The 17,760-nt window shown below is 71.7% G+C and carries 19 protein-coding genes; 10 read left to right on the top strand and 9 right to left on the bottom strand.

Annotated features, from left to right (window positions below; translation table 11 throughout):
• Window positions 1-3: 3 nt before the first annotated feature.
• The 4 genes from BLW14_RS11090 to BLW14_RS11075 form a co-directional block, all read right to left on the bottom strand.
• Entirely contained in the window at window positions 4-420 is a 417-nt protein-coding gene (locus BLW14_RS11090; RefSeq protein ID WP_093706720.1) for a hypothetical protein, read from the bottom strand.
• Between the two features lie 4 nt (window positions 421-424).
• The gene (locus BLW14_RS11085) at window positions 425-1,207 is read right to left on the bottom strand and encodes a hypothetical protein (protein ID WP_093706718.1); all 783 of its coding nucleotides are present in this window, start codon (window positions 1,205-1,207) and stop codon (window positions 425-427) included.
• Between the two features lie 71 nt (window positions 1,208-1,278).
• Complete coding sequence (locus tag BLW14_RS11080) at window positions 1,279-2,922, bottom strand: TlrC/CarA/OleB/SrmB family ABC-F type ribosomal protection protein (RefSeq protein ID WP_093706716.1); 1,644 nt, start codon at window positions 2,920-2,922, stop codon at window positions 1,279-1,281.
• 379 nt (window positions 2,923-3,301) lie between these two features.
• On the bottom strand, window positions 3,302-3,697 hold the full coding sequence (locus tag BLW14_RS11075; protein WP_093706714.1) for a hypothetical protein: 396 nt from the start codon (window positions 3,695-3,697) through the stop codon (window positions 3,302-3,304).
• Between the two features lie 176 nt (window positions 3,698-3,873).
• Here BLW14_RS11075 and BLW14_RS11070 point away from each other — a divergent pair, with 176 nt between their 5' ends.
• Window positions 3,874-4,806 carry a YihY/virulence factor BrkB family protein gene (locus tag BLW14_RS11070; RefSeq protein ID WP_093706712.1) on the top strand — a complete coding sequence of 311 codons (933 nt, stop codon included), beginning with the start codon at window positions 3,874-3,876 and terminating at the stop codon, window positions 4,804-4,806.
• A gap of 6 nt (window positions 4,807-4,812) precedes the next feature.
• On the opposite strand, the gene BLW14_RS11065 is transcribed toward BLW14_RS11070, so the two are convergent.
• Entirely contained in the window at window positions 4,813-5,316 is a 504-nt protein-coding gene (locus BLW14_RS11065; protein ID WP_093706710.1) for a DinB family protein, read from the bottom strand.
• Between the two features lie 495 nt (window positions 5,317-5,811).
• Between BLW14_RS11065 and BLW14_RS11055 the strand changes: the two genes are divergently transcribed.
• Complete coding sequence (locus tag BLW14_RS11055) at window positions 5,812-6,405, top strand: hypothetical protein (RefSeq protein ID WP_093706708.1); 594 nt, start codon at window positions 5,812-5,814, stop codon at window positions 6,403-6,405.
• A 10-nt stretch (window positions 6,406-6,415) separates the two neighbouring features.
• On the opposite strand, the gene BLW14_RS11050 is transcribed toward BLW14_RS11055, so the two are convergent.
• On the bottom strand, window positions 6,416-6,787 hold the full coding sequence (locus BLW14_RS11050) for a DUF192 domain-containing protein (protein WP_177153949.1): 372 nt from the start codon (window positions 6,785-6,787) through the stop codon (window positions 6,416-6,418).
• A gap of 88 nt (window positions 6,788-6,875) precedes the next feature.
• Between BLW14_RS11050 and BLW14_RS11045 the strand changes: the two genes are divergently transcribed.
• The 3 genes from BLW14_RS11045 to BLW14_RS11035 all read left to right on the top strand — a co-directional run bounded on the left by BLW14_RS11045 (window position 6,876) and on the right by BLW14_RS11035 (window position 8,948).
• A complete protein-coding gene (locus BLW14_RS11045) occupies window positions 6,876-7,556 on the top strand; it encodes a prepilin peptidase (RefSeq protein ID WP_093706704.1) in 681 nt (226 codons plus the stop codon).
• A 53-nt stretch (window positions 7,557-7,609) separates the two neighbouring features.
• Entirely contained in the window at window positions 7,610-8,410 is an 801-nt protein-coding gene (locus BLW14_RS11040; RefSeq protein ID WP_093706702.1) for a class I SAM-dependent methyltransferase, read from the top strand.
• Between the two features lie 79 nt (window positions 8,411-8,489).
• The gene (locus tag BLW14_RS11035) at window positions 8,490-8,948 is read left to right on the top strand and encodes a hypothetical protein (RefSeq protein ID WP_093706700.1); all 459 of its coding nucleotides are present in this window, start codon (window positions 8,490-8,492) and stop codon (window positions 8,946-8,948) included.
• A 267-nt stretch (window positions 8,949-9,215) separates the two neighbouring features.
• Here BLW14_RS11035 and mgrA read toward each other — a convergent pair whose 3' ends face one another.
• The gene (gene mgrA / locus BLW14_RS11030) at window positions 9,216-10,256 is read right to left on the bottom strand and encodes an L-glyceraldehyde 3-phosphate reductase (RefSeq protein ID WP_093706698.1); all 1,041 of its coding nucleotides are present in this window, start codon (window positions 10,254-10,256) and stop codon (window positions 9,216-9,218) included.
• A gap of 200 nt (window positions 10,257-10,456) precedes the next feature.
• On the opposite strand from mgrA, the gene BLW14_RS11025 reads away from it, so the two are divergent.
• The 4 genes from BLW14_RS11025 to BLW14_RS11010 all read left to right on the top strand — a co-directional run bounded on the left by BLW14_RS11025 (window position 10,457) and on the right by BLW14_RS11010 (window position 15,456).
• Window positions 10,457-11,218: an isoprenyl transferase gene (locus BLW14_RS11025; protein WP_093706696.1), complete on the top strand. Its 762-nt coding sequence runs from the start codon at window positions 10,457-10,459 to the stop codon at window positions 11,216-11,218.
• Window positions 11,219-11,535: 317 nt separating this feature from the next.
• Window positions 11,536-12,858 carry a PhoH family protein gene (locus tag BLW14_RS11020; protein ID WP_093706694.1) on the top strand — a complete coding sequence of 441 codons (1,323 nt, stop codon included), beginning with the start codon at window positions 11,536-11,538 and terminating at the stop codon, window positions 12,856-12,858.
• A gap of 389 nt (window positions 12,859-13,247) precedes the next feature.
• Entirely contained in the window at window positions 13,248-13,952 is a 705-nt protein-coding gene (locus BLW14_RS11015; RefSeq protein WP_093706692.1) for an aggregation-promoting factor C-terminal-like domain-containing protein, read from the top strand.
• 133 nt (window positions 13,953-14,085) lie between these two features.
• Window positions 14,086-15,456 (top strand): AI-2E family transporter, encoded by a 1,371-nt coding sequence (locus BLW14_RS11010; protein WP_093706691.1) that lies wholly within the window; start codon window positions 14,086-14,088, stop codon window positions 15,454-15,456.
• Window positions 15,457-15,531: 75 nt separating this feature from the next.
• Here the strand turns inward: BLW14_RS11010 and BLW14_RS11005 are convergent, their stop codons facing one another.
• Together BLW14_RS11005 and BLW14_RS11000 are read right to left on the bottom strand one after the other, a co-directional pair.
• Window positions 15,532-16,065 carry an alkyl hydroperoxide reductase gene (locus BLW14_RS11005; protein WP_093706689.1) on the bottom strand — a complete coding sequence of 178 codons (534 nt, stop codon included), beginning with the start codon at window positions 16,063-16,065 and terminating at the stop codon, window positions 15,532-15,534.
• 12 nt (window positions 16,066-16,077) lie between these two features.
• Window positions 16,078-16,632 carry a peroxiredoxin gene (locus BLW14_RS11000; RefSeq protein ID WP_018100933.1) on the bottom strand — a complete coding sequence of 185 codons (555 nt, stop codon included), beginning with the start codon at window positions 16,630-16,632 and terminating at the stop codon, window positions 16,078-16,080.
• 132 nt (window positions 16,633-16,764) lie between these two features.
• On the opposite strand from BLW14_RS11000, the gene BLW14_RS10995 reads away from it, so the two are divergent.
• Complete coding sequence (locus tag BLW14_RS10995) at window positions 16,765-17,730, top strand: hydrogen peroxide-inducible genes activator (RefSeq protein WP_018519035.1); 966 nt, start codon at window positions 16,765-16,767, stop codon at window positions 17,728-17,730.
• The last annotated feature ends 30 nt before the right edge of the window (window positions 17,731-17,760 follow it).

The following is a 17,760-nucleotide window of genomic DNA, read 5'->3' as shown; positions in this document are numbered from 1 at the left end:
CGCTCAAGATCCTTTCCTGGCGTTCTTCACCAGTGATTTCAAGGCTTCCAGCGCGGCCTTCTGATCAGCTGCGCGCAGTTCCGCACCATAACGCCAGGCCTCATGCAACTGATGGCTCTCGATCCAGCTGCTGTCCTTGTGCCGACGACAGCGCAAGGGGTCGTGGCCGGGGACGGGATCCTGGAGGTTCAGCGCCTTGGCCAAGCGGCGCAGATCGTGTGACCGCAGGTCACTGGGCAGGGCGGAGGTGTCCTCCCGTTGCAGAATCCAGCGCAGGATCTCCGCCTTCAACCCGCACTCCGCCGCGTAGAAGAGCAACAACCCGCTGCTCGCCCCGTCCCCCGTTTGCTCGGCGGCCAGTCCCTGCTTCTCGAGCCGCGCGCGGCTCCGCCGCAGCTCCCCCACCCCCACGTCGACCATCGCATCAGACTACTGGCGGAGTGGATCCGCCCCCGCGGAGGCCGGGCCGCTTCTTGCGGTCGGTGCGGTTCTCGAGGAGGGCTTGGCGGATCTGGGCGGCGGTTCTGCGTGCGTGGTCGCTGGTCGAGGTCACCGACGCGGTGCCCGGAACGAAGCGGTGCGCCGGTTGCCGGCAGTAGCCGCACGGGGTGTCGTCGCGGCTGGGGTCGTCGTGGATGAGGTAGCCGTCTTCGCAGTCCGGGTTCCGGCAGGAGCCGCGCCGGACGAGGTGCTCGACGATCTCCTGGGGGGACCAGCGCCGCCGGTTGTCCTCGTCGCGCTCGTGGATCGCGTGTGACCAGCGTGTGTGCCACCGGCGTTCGACGCGGGTGAGGAGCTGTGCGGGGGTGCGCTGCGTGAGTTCGGCGGAGAGGATCTCGCGGAGGGTGTGGGGGAGGCGGTGGCCGAGGGCCTGGAGCAGCGGCTGGGGCAGGCCCTGCGTGATGTAGGCGACTGGGTCGTTTCCCGGTCCCCGTTTCCAGGTACGGCACGGGCAGGCGGCCGTCTCCGGGAGCCGGTTCCCGCAGCGGGGGCATCTGCCCAGGCATTCCGCGCAGATGCCGTTGGCCAGTCCTTCGAGATGGGCTGCGGGTGCTCGGCCGCAGTCGGTACAGCACGACGCGCACAGACCGCACAGGCGTTCGTCGTGCCGGCGGGTCGTCCAGGTGCGTTGCTGGCAGCGGCAGCACAGGTGTGCCTTGCAGTAGTCGCTGTGCGCGCCGTCGTACCGGCCCAGGTTTTCGAGCACGGTGACTCTCCTGTGGGTTCTCTCGGCCGGTGTTCATGTGCCCGGCGTCGTGCCAGGGCATTATCGGCCGCTCATGCCGCCTCCGTACGTTCCACCACCCGTCCACCGTCCAGTTCCAGCCGCCTCCCGTCGAACCGGTCCCGCAGCCGCCGGTCGTGCGTCACCACGACCACCGCGCCCCGGAACCCGGCCAACGCGCCCTCCAGCTCCTCCACCAGGGACGGGGAGAGGTGGTTCGTCGGCTCGTCCAGGAGCAGCAGGTCGACGGGTTCGCCGACCAGCCGGGCCAGTTCGATCCGGCGCCGCTGCCCGTACGACAGCTCGCCCACCTTCAGGCGCAGGTCGGCCGGGCGGAACAGGCCCAGCGACAGCAGCCGGTCGGTGTGCTCGTCGAGGTCCCCGCCGCGCCCGTGGGCGTACGCCTCCGGGAGGGTCAGGCCGGGCGCCCACGGCGTCTCCTCCTGGCGCAGGTGCCCGACCCGGCCCCGCGTCCGCACGGCCCCGGCGTCGGGCCGCAGCTCACCGGCGAGCACCCGCATCAGCGTGGACTTGCCGGCCCCGTTGGCCCCCGTGACCAGCAGCCGTTCCGTGCCGCCGATCCGCAGCGCCGGAACGGAGAGCCTGCCGTCGACGCGTACGCCGTCCAGCTCCGCGGCGAACAGCGGCGCGTCGGCCTCCGCGGCGGTCACCCGGGCGGCGAACACCAGCGGATCGGGCGGCGGTGTCACCGGACGCTCCGTCAGCCGCTCGACGCGCTCCTTCGCGTTGCGGATGCGGACCATCGCCCCGTGCCCCCGCCCCCGCGCCCGGAACCCGCCGTGCCCGAAGACGCTGAGCGGCACCTTGCGCGGGATCGCGTCCAGCCGGGCCACGTTGGACGCGGCCAGCTCGCGGTTGCGGGCCAGTTCGTCGCACCAGTCCGCGTACTCCCGCAGCCGGCGCCGGCGCTCCGCGGCCTTCGCGGCGAGGTACCCCTCGTACCCGTCGCCGTACCGCGTCACCCGGCCCTCGCCGACCTCAAGGATCGTGGTGGTGACCCGTTCCAGGAACACCCGGTCGTGGGTGACCGCGAGCACGGTGCCCCGATGAGCCCGCAGGTGGTCCTCCAGCCAGGCCACCGCCCGGTCGTCCAGGTCGTTGGTCGGCTCGTCGAGCAGCAGCAGCGCCGGGCGGGAGGCCAGCGTCGCCGCCAGCGCGAGCCGGGACCGCTCGCCGCCGGACAGGGTGGACAGCGGCCGGTCCCGGTCGAGGCCGGGCAGACCGAGCCCGTGCAGGGCGATGTCCACCCGCGCGTCGGCCTCGTAGCCGGCCCGAGCCTCGAACCGGGCGACCAGCCCGGCGTACTCCTCCAGCGCGGCGGCCAGTCCCGCCCCGGCCAGGCCCTTGAGCCCGGCCTCGGCCCGGCGCATCCGGGCCTCCAGCTCCCGCAGACCGGCGAGCGCCGCGTCCACCGCGTCCCGCACGGTGGCCCCGGCGGGCAGGGCGAGTGACTGGGCGAGATACCCCGTACCGCCGGGCGCGACCACGGTGAGTTCACCGTTGTCCGCCCGGTCCCGCCCGGCGATCAGCCGGAGCAGCGTGGACTTGCCGGCGCCGTTGTCGCCGATGATGCCGGCCTTCTCGCCCGGCCCGATGCTGAAGGTGACGTCGTCCAGCACGACGTGGTCGTCGTAGCGGCGGGTGACGTTCTGAAGAGTGAGTTGTCCGGTGTGCATGTGAAGCCCCCTGTTCTCGGCCCGGGCCGATCGGCGCGCGGTGGTCGGGGCGCGTCCGCGCACGCCGGCAGCACACCGGGGACGCGCGCCGGAAAGCGGGCAGGCGTCACGGAGCTACGGAGGCGTGGGGGTGCGGATGCGCGGGAGAATGCGCTGCGGAGCGGAGCTCAACGCAGACGCAGGGGGAATTTCACAGAGAACCCATGCAGACCAAAGTAGACAGGGGACCGGTCGCCCGCAAGCGTATTTCGGTCGGTCCGTGATCACTTCCGGTCGCGTATGCCGCCCAGGCGTACCGGGGCGGCGCTCGGGGCCGGCACGCCTGCCGCCTCGGCCCGGTTCTCCTCGCAGAGGACCCGGCACGGCCGTCCGGCGCGCCCTACACGTCCTCCCGGTCCGCCTCCGCGAACGCCGCCGCCAGGTCCGCGTCACGCATCCCCGGCAGCTCGTACCCCTTGGTCTCGTCCCACTCGATGTCCAGGTCGTCCATGTGCACATGCCACTCGGCATCGGGCAGGGACCGGCGCAACTCCGTGACGGAGTCCAGCACATGGGCGATCACCGGCAGCAGGCGGCCGGGGTCGAACGGCATCTTGGTGGAGCCGTCGAGGACGGTCCCCGACTCCGCCGCCCGCGGGTCGTACACGTACAGGCTCTCCTCGTCCTCGTACGGAAACGACGCCTGGCGCGCGGTGACGATACGGGTGACGGCGGCCGACTCGGGCCCGCTCAGCGGGGTGGTGCGGCGCGCGGTGTAGTAGAGGGAGACGCTCATGGGGGGAGCGTACGGCGGGGGTCCGACAACGGGGTCCGGGCCGCCCGGAACGGGTGTACCGGGCGGGAAGGTGAGCAGAAGAGGGGAGACGGGGAGCGCCGTTCCCCGACACCGCCGCCCAGACCGCAGACCACACACCGCCCCCGCATACCGCTCACGCCCCCGGAGCCGCAACCGTGTCCAGCCAGTCCAGCGGCACCGCCGCCGGGGCCCCGCCCCACCCGCCCAGATCCGCACGGGCCGAGGCCCGCCCGGGCCGCCGCGTCGCCGGGCGGGTACGGCTCTGGCCGGCTGCCCTGCGCCGCACCCCCGTCTCGCTGTGGAACGACGACATATCCGACTGGGCCGCGGCCCTCACGTACTACGCGATCCTCGCCCTGCTGCCCGCGCTCCTGGTGACCGTCTCCGTCATCGGCCTCGCCAGCCCCGGCGCCACCGGCGCGCTCATCGCCGACATCACGGCCTTCGCCCCCGCCGAGGCCGCCGCCGCGCTGCGCGAGCCGCTGGAGGCCGCCACCCAACAGCGCAGCGCCGTCTGGCTGCTGCTGGCGACCGGGTCCGTCAGCGCCCTGTGGTCCGCCTCCAGCTATCTGGCGGTGTTCCGGCGGGCGCTGCACGCCATGCACGGAGTCCAGGACACCCGGCACCCGCTGCGCCAGGTCCACGTCATCCTGGCGTGGGCGATCGGGCTGCTGCTGCTCATGATGGCCAGCGCGTTCGCCCTCGTGCTGACGGGGCCGTTCGCGCGCTGGGCGGGGCGTCGGCTGGGCCTGACACACGTCGGGGACGCGGTGTGGGAGGTGACGAAGTGGCCCCTGATCCTCTGCCTGGTCGCCGCACTGATCACGCTCCTCTTCCGGACCGGCCCGGAGCCGGCACGGAGGGCCCGCAACGCGCTGCCCGGCGGGATGCTCGCGGCGCTGCTCTGGCTGATCGCGTCGGCGGGGTTCGCGCTGTACACCACGTACATCGGTTCCTACAGCCGGCTGTACGGCTCACTGGCGGGGCTCGTGGTGTTCCTGATCTGGGTGTGGTTCACCAACCTGGCGCTGCTGGCCGGGGCCCAGTTCAACGTCGAGCTGGACCGGGCCCGGCGCCGCGCCGCGTAGCGGCCCTCAGCCCCCGGTCGTCCCGTCGACGGTCTCGCGGATGATGTCGATGTGGCCGTTGTGCCGGGCCGTCTCCTCGATCAGGTGCAGGATGATCCAGCGCAGATCGGGCCGGCGGCCGCCCACGCGCTCCCGCTGGGCCGAGGCGTTCAGGTCGTGGGCCGCGACGAGCTCCCGGTAGCGGGCGCTCTGCTCCTCGTACTCCTTCAGTACGTCGGCGAGCGGCATGTCGACGGCGATCCGCATCTCGCGGTCCGGGTCCTCGTCCGTCCACGGGCCCTCGTCCTCACCGCCGAGGAAGACGACCTCGAACCAGTAGTACTCGACCCAGCGCAGATGGTTGACGATGCCCGCGAGCGTCATCAGCGGCGACCCGGGCAGGGGTGCCCGGACGGCGTTCTCCTGTGTGAGCCCGTCGCACTTGGCCACGGCGGTGGCGCGGGTGTAGTCGAGGAAGGTGGTCAGCTGGGTGCGCTCGTCCCATGCGGGAGGCGTATCGGTGCGTGTCATCGCCGCACAGCCTCTCCGCCCTGTGCTCCGCTGTCCAGCGCATATCCCGTACGGCCGGTGAGTCCTGGGTGCCCGGGGCCGAGGAACACCGCGAGGCGAGCGCAGCCCTGAACCCGGGGCGCCGGGCGTCCTCGCGCAGCCGCTCCGTGTAACCGGCGGCCGTGGCCGGGTCCTCGTGCCACGGCGGCCCCGCGAACGCCTCCGCGTAGGCGCTGCGCACCCCGTCCTCGTACGCCAGCACATCCGCGGCTGAAGCCGGTTGGACCCACATCGCCATGCCGAGACTCCCGTCGCCCCCGTCGCGGGAACCGACCGGCCCGCCCCGGCGAGTCTACGAACCGGCCCGCGCCACGGACCGGCAACGGCTTCTACGCGGACCGGCATCGGCCTCTACGCTGGTGGCCCGACCACCCGCCAGCCACCCCGTGCCGCCGCCGAACGCGGTGTCGTACGGGCGAGGAGGGCAGCCCTCACGTGTCCCGAGGTGACGTGCCGATGAGTGACGGATTCTTCTGCTCGTACCACCTGTGCTGGAGCCGCCCCGACGCCGAATCCCTGCTCGGCGACCTGGAGGCGGCCGGGATACGGGCGGACCACCCGGTCACCCGGCGGATCACGCTGATCAGCCCCGGCGCCGGGCCGGCGGCCACGCAGTCCTTCGTGACCCGGGACCAGTTGGTGCTGCTGGCCGGGCTGCAACGCCTCGACCGGGTCGACTTCCTGCTCTGGCTCCCCGGCGGGGACGCGATCCACGTCCGGATCGGCCGGGGCGACGACGGGGCGGTCGAACTGCGCTTCGCCCTGGGCCCGCTGGGCCGCGCCGACGAGGAACGCCTGGTGCGCGCGATACGCGAGGCGATCGGGCGGGCCTCGCTGCTCTGCGTCGGCTTCGTGCTCGACCGCGAGGGCGCGTCGGCGGCCACCGACTGGGCCGGCTTCATCGTCAAGGGGGCGGTGTACTTCGACTGCTGGCCCGACACCCTCGCCGTGCTCCCCGAAGTGGCCGCCGCCCAGCCGCAGTTGTCCGGTGTGAACTCCTTCGGGCAGTCGCCGTGGACCGTCTACGGCAGCGACGTGCCCAACCGCTGATCCGGACCGGTCAGCGAGCCCGGGTGACCCGCACCTGCATGCCCGGCCGCAGCCCCCAGGCCGCCATCGCGCCCGCCTCCGCCTCGATCACATGGCGGCCGCGCAGCCGCGGCAGGCCCAGCCGGCCCGGTCGCATCGTGTGGACGGCCAGCACGTTGAACCTCCGGTCCAGGTACGCCACATCGATCGTGAACCGCATCCCGAAGGAGTGCACACTCCCGCACGGCGTGATCATCAGCGCCCCGTCGACCCCGTCCCGGCCGAGCAGCCCGCGCGCCCGGCACCGGTAGGACGCCGCGATCCGCAGCGGCACCCGGGTCTCGGTCACCCCGTCCCGGTCCGTGATCGTGAGCGTTCCCGTGCCGTCGCGCCATCGAGCCATGGCCCGACGGTAGCGGCGCCGGACCGGCCGCGAGGCGGAATCCACAGGCCCGACGCCCGGCCGGGGCGCGCCGATTAGGATCGCCGGGATGTACGCCACGCTGATGGGGATCGCCGCACTCTGGGGCGCCGCGACCGGGCTGCTGGTCCCGCGCGCCGCGTACCGGTTCGCCGTCCCGCCCGGCGAACCCTGGCGTACCGACTGCCCGGCCGGCCGCCCCTTCACCGGCCCCGCCCCCCACCGCCTCGCCCCCGTCGTCACCGCCCTGGCCTGTGCCGCCCTTGCCTGGGCCACCGGGACGCGGCCCGAGCTGGCGGTCTGGCTGGTGCTCGCCCCGGTCGGCGTGCTCCTCGCGAGCATCGACCACCGCGTCCACCGGCTGCCCGACATGCTGACCCTGCCGGCCGCCGGGGCCGCCGCCGTACTCCTGGGCCTGGCGGCGCTCCTGCCGGAACACGCGGGCTCCTGGCTCTCCGCCCTGCTCGGCGGGCTCGTCCTCGGCGGGTTCTACCTCCTGCTCTTCCTCGTCAATCCGGACGGCATGGGCCTCGGTGACGTCAAGCTCGCCCTCTCCCTGGGCGCGGTCCTCGGCTGGTACGGCTGGGCGGTCGTCTTCGCCGGGGGCTTCGCCGGCTTCCTGTTCGGCGCGGGGTACGGGCTCGCGCTCGTCGTCCTCCGGCGGGCGGGCCGCAAGACGGGCATCCCGTTCGGCCCGTTCATGATCGCGGGAGCGTTCCTGGGCGTGCTGTTCGGCGGCCTGGCGGCCTGACCGCCCGGCGTAATCCTGTCGCGTCCGACGACCGCGCCTGCGACCATGCCCCCATGCCCGCGACGCCCCACGACCCCGCAACCGCCCCCGACGAAGCCGCCCGGTTCGACGCTTTGGTGGCCGAGGCCGACGCGGTCTCCGTCGACGGGTGGGACTTCTCCTGGCTCGACGGCCGGGCCACCGAGCAGCGCCCCTCCTGGGGGTACGCGCGGGCCATGGGGGAGCGGATGGGCCGGGCGCGGGCCGCGCTCGACATCCAGACGGGCGGCGGCGAGGTGCTGGCCTCCGTGCCGAAGCTGCCGCCGCTCGCCGTCGCCACGGAGTCCTGGCCGCCGAACGTCGCCCGCGCCACCGCGCTGCTGCATCCGCTCGGGGCCGTCGTCGTCGCGGACGAGGACGAGCCGCCGCTGCCCTTCGCCGACGCCGCGTTCGACCTGGTGGTCAGCCGGCACCCGGTGACCACATGGTGGGACGAGATCGCCCGGGTGCTGGCCCCCGACGGCACGTACTTCTCCCAACAGGTCGGGCCGGCCAGCGTCTTCGAGCTCGTCGAGTACTTCCTGGGACCGCAGCCCCCCGAGGTGCGCGGCGCACGCGACCCGGAGCGGGCCCGGGCCGACGCGCAGGCGGCCGGACTCGACGTCGTCGACCTGCGGTTCGAGCGGCTGCGCACCGAGTTCCGCGACATCGGCGCCGTCGTCTACTTCCTGCGCAAGGTGATCTGGATGGTGCCCGGCTTCACCGTCGAGGAGTACCGGCCCCGGCTCGCCGAGCTCCACCACCGGCTGGAGAACGAGGGCCCGTTCGTCGCGCACACCACCCGTTTCCTGATCGAGGCCCGCAAACCCGCGTGAGACCAACGCCCCCTCGGGGCCCGAAGGATGGCACTCTGGTCGCTGAGCGCTCGGGGGCGTCCAGAGGAAGGGGCAGGCCATGGACCGCGGCACCGACGGGGACGCCACGCACGGCCCGCGCCGGGGCGGTGCCGAGTGGCTCAAGGGGGCGAGGATCGTCGGTGTCCTCGGCATCTTCTACCGGCCCGAGGGGCGCATGGGCGAGCCCGAAGCCGTGTGCTTCGTGCTGGACGACGGACTGTCCGTCCGCCTGACCTGCACCTCCGACGGCACCCTGCACATCGGCGCCGGCACCTGGCCGCAGATGCCCGACTGGTGTGTGCCCGCCGCCCAGTGGGAGTTCGCCGCCCTGGCGGGTCTGCCGCAGGCTCCCGAGGGCGGCTGGACGGTGCTCAGTACCGACGAGCGCAGGGACGAGCGGGGCGAGGTCCACGAGGCGGTCATCCGGTGCGAGGGCGGCCGGTTCGTGGTCGTCGGCGGGGACACCGTGGGCATCCGGTTCACCCGTGGCCACCGCGGCGCGGCCGCCCCGACCTGACGGCTCCACCGAACGGAATGTGGACATCCTGTGGACGTCTCGGGTGCGTCCCCGTCGCCCATTCGGAGACGGGCCGTATCGCCGCAGGTCACGACCGCAAAGCGGCCATCGCGGACGGGCCCGGAGCGGAGCTGCTCACTTTCGGAGAGTAATTATTTCGCGCCGCGGCACCCACCATCACTTACGAAGGGTTATGGTGGAAACCCCCCCTCGGGCCGGTCCGTAACCCCCCCCCACGGACCGGCCCGTTTTTTGTGCCCGGGGGCCTCAGCCCCGTCCGGCCCAGATGTTGGTGCCCTCGGTGTCGACCGCGAAGACGTCGATCTCCTTCAGCTCGTCGGCCGACAGCTCGGGACCCGCCAGCGCCGCGACGTTCTCCTCCAGCTGCCCCACGCTCGACGCACCGATCAGCGCCGACGTCATCCGGCTGTCGCGCAGCACCCACGTGAGGGCCAGCTGGGCGAGCGACTGGCCCCGGCGGCGCGCGATGTCGTTCAGCCCGTTGAGCCGGCGCACCACCTCCTGCGACAGCAGGTCCGGGTCGAGCGACTTGCCCTGCGTGGCCCGCGACCCCTCCGGGATGCCGTTCAGGTACTTCCCGGTCAGCAGCCCCTGGGCCAGCGGCACGAAGGAGATGCAGCCCATCCCGGCCGCCTCCAGCGTGTCGAGGAGCCCGTCCTCCTCGGTCCAGCGGTTGATCATCGAGTAGGACGGCTGGTGGATCAGGGCCGGCACGCCCATCTCCCGCAGCAGCCGCGCCGCCTCGGCCGTCTGCGCCGCGTTGTACGAGGACACTCCCACGTACAGCGCCTTGCCCTGCTGCACGGCGGAGGCCAGCGCCCCCATCGTCTCCTCCAGCGGAGTCTCCGGGTCGAAGCGGTGCGAGTAGAAGACGTCGACGTAGTCGAGGCCCATCCGCTTCAGCGAGGCGTCCAGCGACGACAGCAGGTACTTGCGCGACCCCCACTCCCCGTACGGGCCCGGGTGCATCTCGTACCCCGCCTTGGTCGAGATCAGGAGTTCGTCCCGGTACGGGGCGAAGTCCTGCCGGAACAGCTTGCCGAAGTTCAGTTCGGCCGAGCCGGGCGGCGGGCCGTAGTTGTTGGCCAGGTCGAAATGGGTCACGCCGAGGTCGAAGGCGCGGCGCAGGATGGCCCGCTGGGAGCCGAGCGACCTGTCGTCGCCGAAGTTGTGCCAGAGGCCGAGCGAGACGGCCGGGAGCTTGAGACCGCTGCGTCCGCTGCGCCGGTACTCCATGGAGTCGTAGCGCGAGCCGGCGGCCTGGTAGGGGGAGGAGGAATCAGTCACGATTCTCTCCTTATCACGTACTTGTGACAGGCCGGGTTGGGTGGGTGCGGCGCCCGCGCAGTAATGTGGCCTGACGGGACTGCCATGACACGGCGGGGCGATCCGCCCCCTTCCAGTGCGGCGATCCGATCCCCAGGGGACGACCCCGGACCCCTGGTGAAGGGGCCGGCGGGCCCGCACGGAACCGAGAGGTGGACTCAGTGAACTTGCGCGACCTGGTGTACGGGCTCTACGCGCGCCGGGTGGAGGCCCGCCTCGACCACGCCCAGGTGCCCAAGCACATCGGCGTCATCCTCGACGGCAACCGCCGCTGGGCCAAGGCGTCAGGCGGCACGGCCGCCGAGGGGCACCAGGCCGGGGCCGACAAGATCAAGGAACTCCTCGGCTGGTGCAGCGAGACCGACGTCGAGGTCGTCACGCTCTGGCTGCTGTCCACCGACAACTTCGACCGGCCCGAGTCCGAGCTGACCCCGCTCCTCGGCATCATCGAGAACACCGTGCGCGGCCTCGCCGCGGACGGCCGCTGGCGCGTCCACCACGTGGGCACCCTCGACCTGCTGCCCGCCCACACCCAGACGGTCCTCAAGGAGGCCGAGCAGGCCACGGTCGGTATCGACGGGATACTCGTCAACGTTGCCGTCGGCTACGGCGGCCGGCAGGAGATCGCGGACGCCGTGCGCTCCCTGCTCCTCGACCACTCCGCCAAGGGCACCTCCTTCGAGGACCTCGCCGAGATCGTCTCCACCGACCTGATCTCCGAGCACCTCTACACCCGCGGCCAGCCCGACCCCGACCTCGTCATCCGCACCAGCGGCGAGCAGCGGCTGTCCGGCTTCATGCTCTGGCAGAGCGCCCACTCCGAGTACTACTTCTGCGAGGTCTTCTGGCCGGCCTTCCGCCGGGTGGACTTCCTGCGGGCGCTGCGCGACTACGCCGCCCGCCACCGCCGCTACGGGGGCTGAGGCGCCGGGGCGCGTGTTCCCGCGCCCCCTTCCCCCGGAAGTGGGCCGGTCGGCATGGCCGGCCGGGTAAGAGGGCATATCCCTGACAGGTCGGCGTCCGGTCACCAACCAGGCGGACGCCGTGTCCAAGTGAGCGGCGTCGAGTCCGCTCGCCCGGGAGGCCCTTTGCACACGAAGGACCGTACGAACAGTGCGGCTGACGCGGAGGGCCGGCGCACGGCCCGTGCAAGGTGGCCGGAGCCCGGTCCGTCCTCTCCCATTGGGATGCTCCGCGACGCCGTCGCACCCCAACCTCTTCCGAGGGGGTACGTCCTTCCGTGGTGACCAGCACTAAGCGCCGCATGCCCGACAGGCGCACCTACGTTCTCGACACCAGCGTCCTGCTGGCCGATCCGAACGCCATGGCCCGCTTCGACGAGCACGAAGTCGTGCTCCCGGTCGTCGTGGTCACGGAACTGGAGGCCAAACGGCACCATCCGGAGCTCGGGTACTTCGCCCGCCAGGCCCTGCGCCTGCTGGACGACTTCCGGGTCCGGTACGGCCGACTGGACGCGCCGATCCCCCTCGGGGACCTCGGCGGGACGCTCCGCGTCGAGCTCAACCACTCCGATCCCGGCGTTCTGCCCGCCGGCTACCGGTTGGGGGACAACGACTCACGGATCCTCGCGGTCGCGCGCAACCTCCAGGCCGAGGGGTACGACGTCACGGTCGTCTCCAAGGACCTGCCGCTGCGCATCAAGGCCTCCTCGGTGGGCCTCCTCGCCGAGGAGTACCGCGCGGAGCTGGCGATCACGGACTCCGGCTGGACGGGCATGGCCGAACTGCCCCTCGCCGCCGACCAGATCGACCTCCTCTTCACCGAGGAGCGGCTGTACGTCCCCGAGGCCGCCGACCTGCCCGTGCACACCGGCCTGGTCCTCCAGTCCGAACGCGGCAAGGCGCTCGGCCGGGTGACGCCCGACGGCAACGTCCGGCTCGTCCGCGGCGACCGGGAGGCCTTCGGCATCCACGGCCGCAGCGCCGAACAGCGCATCGCCCTGGACCTGCTGCTCGACCAGGAGGTCGGCATCGTCTCGCTGGGCGGCCGGGCCGGCACCGGCAAGTCGGCGCTGGCGCTCTGCGCGGGCCTGGAAGCGGTGCTGGAGAGAGGGCAGCACAAGAAGGTCATGGTCTTCCGCCCGCTGTACGCGGTGGGCGGCCAGGAACTCGGCTATCTCCCCGGCAGCGAGGCCGAGAAGATGAGCCCCTGGGCGCAGGCCGTCTTCGACACCCTCTCGGCCGTCTCGGGGCGCGAGGTCATCGAAGAGGTGCTGGGGCGCGGCATGCTGGAGATCCTGCCGCTCACCCACATCCGGGGCCGTTCGCTGCACGACGCCTTCGTGATCGTCGACGAGGCCCAGTCGCTCGAACGGAACGTCCTGCTGACCGTCCTGTCCAGGATCGGCACGAATTCCCGTGTCGTCCTCACCCATGACGTGGCCCAGCGCGACAACCTCAGGGTCGGCCGGTACGACGGAGTCGTCGCCGTCGTCGAGAAACTGAAGGGGCATCCGCTCTTCGCGCACGTCACGCTCACCCGCTCCGAGCGCTCCCGCATCGCCGCCCTGGTGACCGAAATGCTGGAGGAAGGCCAGATCTGACACGGATTGGGGGACCGACGCCGCCCGGCGGGCCAAGCAGCCTAGCCGGGCGGCGTCGTGTTGCGGCGCCTTTTCCGTAATTCGGGTCCGCCAAACGGGGTGTGACCTTTCACACGCAACGGAGAATTGCTTCCCGTGGTGCCGTTCCGGCAGAGTCTTGCTTCCGTCAGGCCCCGCATACGGCACACCGGCACCTCCAGAGGCGCCACGCACCACACAACTCAACAACCGCCGTCCGTATGCCGCCCGCGAGCACCACGCGGCGCTTCCCCCGGGGAGTCGCCCACCGGGCCCGTGCCTCCCGTGACCCAAGCAGTAGGGAGGCCAGTGCCAGGGGCACGATTGCGCCCGCGAGGTCACCTAAGCGGGCGATGCTGGAAGGACACCGTGTGAGCCGGATCTCGGTCCGGGGGTTCGCAGTGGCATCCGCCACCGCGGTCACCACCGTAGGCGCCGTCGTGGGCGTTGCATCGGGCAGCACCCCTGCTGCCGACGACAACAACTTCGAGGCGACCGCAGCCGACACCACGCTGCTCGCAGACATCCCCGCGGGCCAGCAGGCCCAGGTCCAGACCGCTTCGCTCACGCAGCAGGCCGACGCCCAGGCGTCCGCGGCCGACGCCGCCGCGAAGAAGTCGGCCGAGGAGACCGCCCGAGTCCAGGCCGCCAAGGACGCCAAGTCCAAGAAGCAGGCCGCCGAGGACAAGCTCGAGCGCGAGCGCGAGGCGAAGAAGAAGGAAGCGCAGGAGCGCGCAAGCCGCTCCGAGGTCCGCTCCACCTCCTTCGCCGTGCAGGGCTCGTACACCGTGGCCGAGGTGCAGGCCATGGCGCGGCAGATCGTGCCGGCCGACCAGTTCCAGTGCTTCAGCAACATCGTGAACCACGAGTCGAGCTGGAACTACCGCGCGAGCAATCCGGGTTCCGGTGCCTACGGTCTCGTCCAGGCCCTGCCGGGCTCGAAGATGGCTTCCGCCGGGGCCGACTGGATGACCAACCCGGCCACCCAGATCAAGTGGGGCCTCAGCTACATGAACGGCCGCTACCAGAGCCCCTGTGGCGCCTGGTCCTTCTGGCAGGCCAACCACTGGTACTAGAGACCAGGGTTCACCAGCTCAACCTCGTGAAGCCCCTCACCGTCCTACGGTGAGGGGCTTCACGCGTGTACGGTCGTGCGGAACCGCTCCCGGGGGAGCGGTGGGGAGAGCGGACGGGGGTAGAGGAACCGTTATGTCGAAACTGCCGGGGTGGCTCGGACAACTGGGTGCGGAACTGAGCAGGCTGAGCGAGCGCCTTGACGAACGGCGGGCCGAGACGGAGGCCGACGACCCCCTGCTCGGGGAGCCGGGCGGGAGGTCCGGGAAGGACGAGGCCGTCGACCACGTGCCCGCACCGCCCACATACGCGCCCTCCGTCGCCGCACGGCCCGATCCGGTCGCGGCCATCCCCTGGGGGATGCGGGTCGCCGCCGAAGCGGGCTGGCGGCTCCTGGTGCTCGCGGGGACCCTGTGGGTGCTGATGCGGGTCATCAGCGCCGTGCAACTGGTGGTGCTGGCCTTCGTCGCCGCGCTGCTCGTCACCGCGCTGCTCCAGCCGACCGTCGCCCGGCTGCGGCGCTACGGCCTGCCGAGGGGACTGGCCACCGCCGTCACCGCGGTCTCCGGCTTCATCATCATGGGCCTGGTCGGCTGGTTCGTGGTGTGGCAGGTCATGGACAACATCGACACCCTGTCCGAAAAGGTGACGAAGGGGATCGAGGACCTCAAGAACTGGCTCCTGGCCAGCCCGTTCCATGTGACCGACAAACAGATCAACGACATCGCCAAGAACTTGAGCGACACCGTCGGCACCAACACCGAGGCGATCACGTCCGCCGGGCTCCAGGGCGTCACCGTGGTCGTGGAGTTCATGACGGGCGCGCTGCTCGCGATGTTCTCGACGCTCTTCCTGCTCTACGACGGCGCGCGCATCTGGCAGTGGGTGCTCAAGCTGGTGCCCGCCCAGGCGAGGCCCGGGGTCGCCGGGGCCGGTCCGCGCGCCTGGCGGACGCTGACCGCCTACGTACGGGGCACGGTCATCGTCGCCCTGATCGACGCGATCTTCATCGGGCTCGGGATCTACTTCCTCGACGTGCCGATGGCCGTACCGCTGGCCGTCTTCATCTTCCTGTTCGCCTTCATCCCGCTCGTCGGCGCGGTGGTCTCCGGGGCGCTGGCGGTGGTCGTCGCCCTCGTCACCGAGGGCGTGTTCACCGCGCTGATGGTGCTGGCGGTGGTCCTCGCGGTGCAGCAGATCGAGGGCCACGTCCTGCAGCCGTTCATCCTGGGCCGGGCGGTGCGGGTGCACCCGCTGGCCGTCGTGCTCTCGGTCGCCGCGGGCGGCATGATCGCCGGCATCGGCGGTGCGGTCGTCGCGGTGCCGCTGGTCGCGGTGACCAACACGGTGGTCGGCTATCTGCGGTCGTACGGGCAGGAGGAGTCGCGCCGCCACTCGCCGCCTCCGCACGGGGCGACCGCGCTGGACGCGGCACCGGCGGCGGCCCCCGGCCCCGCGCCGGAGAAGGACGAGGGTGACGGCGAGCCGTCCCCGGAGGCCTCGTAGCGCGTACGCACGGAAGAAGGGCCCCTCGGACGGTCGGTCGTCCTCGGGGCCCTTCTCGTATTCAGGGTACGGCGCCTACTCGGCGAGCACGGCCTCGGCGTCGAGGGTCACACCCACCGCCTGGATCACCGAGGCGATCTTGACGGCTTCCTGGATGGTCTCGCGGTCCACGCCGGCCTTGCGCAGCACCTGCTCGTGCGAGTCGAGGCACTGGCCGCAGCCGTTGATCGCGGAGACGGCGAGCGACCACAGCTCGAAGTCGACCTTCTCCACGCCCGGCTTGCCGATGACGTTCATCCGCAGGCCCGCGCGCAGGTTCCCGTACTCGGGGTCCGAGAGCAGGTGACGCGTGCGGTAGAAGACGTTGTTCATCGCCATGATGGCGGCGGCCGACTTCGCGGCGGTGTACGCCTCCGCGGAGAGGTTGGCCTTCGCCTCCGGCTCCAGCTCGCGCAGCACCTTCGGCGAGCGCGAGGCGATCGCGCAGGCCAGGACGGTGCCCCAGAGCTGCTGCTGCGGGAGTTCGCTGTTGCCGATGACCGAGCCGAGGTTCAGCTTCAGGTCCTTGGCGAAGTCCGGTATGGCGGACTTCAGTTCGTCGAGTGCCATGGTGGTATCAGCTCACTCGCCCGAGAGGAGCGCGACCGGGTCCAGGGTGTTCTCGCCCTTGGTCCAGTTGCACGGGCACAGCTCGTCGGTCTGCAGGGCGTCGAGGACCCGCAGGACCTCCTTGGGGTTACGGCCCACGGAACCGGCGGTCACCATCGTGAACTGGATCTCGTTGTTCTGGTCGACGATGAAGACTGCGCGCTGCGCGAAGCCGTCCTCGCCCTCGATGCCGAGGTCACGCATGAGCTCGTGCTTCGAGTCGGCCAGCATCGGGAAGGGCAGGTCGGTCAGGTCCGGGTGGTCCTTGCGCCAGGCGTGGTGCACGAACTCGGAGTCGCCGGAGAAGCCGAGGATCTGGGCGTCACGGTCGGCGAACTCGTCGTTCAGCTTCCCGAAGGCGGCGATCTCGGTGGGGCACACGAAGGTGAAGTCCTTCGGCCACGCGAAGACGATCTTCCACTGACCCTCGTAGGTCTTGTGGTTGATCTGCTCGAACTCCTTGCCGCTCTCCAGCGACACGCAGGCGGTCAGGTCGAACTCGGGGAACTTGTCACCGACAGTGAGCACGCGCTCTCCTTGCAGCGTAGGTTCTCCCCTTTTGAGGGAGTTCCTGGGGGTTGGACGATCACCACCATGGCACAGAGTGCATTGATCGCGGAAATAGCTACACTCGGTCGTGATGATCGGAGGTACCTATCAGTGGTGCAGAGCAATCCGGGCAACCGGCTCAAACAGCCCAGCCTCTCGCAGCTGCGCGCCTTCGCCGCCGTCGCCGAATATCTGCACTTCCGGGACGCCGCGGCAGCAATCGGGATGAGTCAGCCGGCGCTCTCCGGGGCCGTGTCCGCGCTGGAGGAGGCACTGGGTGTCCAGCTCATCGAGCGTACGACGCGCAAGGTGCTGCTCTCGCCCGCCGGGGAACGGCTCGCGGTGCGGGCGCGCGTCGTGCTCGAGGCCGTCGGCGAGCTGATGGAGGAGGCCGAGGCGGTCCGCGCGCCGTTCACCGGGGTGCTCAGGCTCGGCGTCATCCCGACCGTCGCCCCGTATCTGCTGCCGGCCGTGCTGCGCCTGGTCCACGAGCGCTACCCGGCCCTCGACCTCCAGGTGCACGAGGAGCAGACCTCCTCGCTCGTGGAGGGGCTCGGCGCCGGACGGCTCGACCTGCTGCTGCTCGCCGTGCCGCTCGGAGTCCCCGGGGTCAGTGAGCTCCCGCTGTTCGACGAGGACTTCGTGCTCGTCATGGACCGCGGCCACCGGCTCGGCGGGCGGGCCGACATCCCCCGCGACGCCCTGCGCGAACTGCCGCTGCTGCTGCTCGACGAGGGGCACTGCCTGCGGGACCAGGCGCTCGACATCTGCCGCGAGGCCGGCCGTACGGAGGGCGCCCCGGTCACCACGACCGCCGCCGGGCTCTCCACGCTGGTGCAGCTGGTGGCCGGCGGGCTCGGGGTGACGCTGCTGCCGCGCACCGCGGTCACCGTCGAGACCGCCCGCAACGAGGCGCTGACCACGGGGTACTTCGCGGACCCGGCGCCGACGCGGCGGGTGGCGCTGGCGATGCGGACCGGGGCGGCCCGGCAGGAGGAGTTCGAGGAGTTCGCGGCGGCCCTGCGCGAGACGATGCGGGCCCTGCCGGTACGCGTGACGGCGGGCGGCCGGACGTAGGGACGTCCGGCCGCCCGCCGCGGGGCAGGG

The organism is Streptomyces sp. 2131.1 (assembly GCF_900105515.1).
GTDB classification, from domain to species: Bacteria; Actinomycetota; Actinomycetes; order Streptomycetales; family Streptomycetaceae; genus Streptomyces; species Streptomyces drozdowiczii.
Note: the sequence above shows the minus strand (reverse complement) of the source record. Positions and strands in the feature narration are given on the sequence as shown.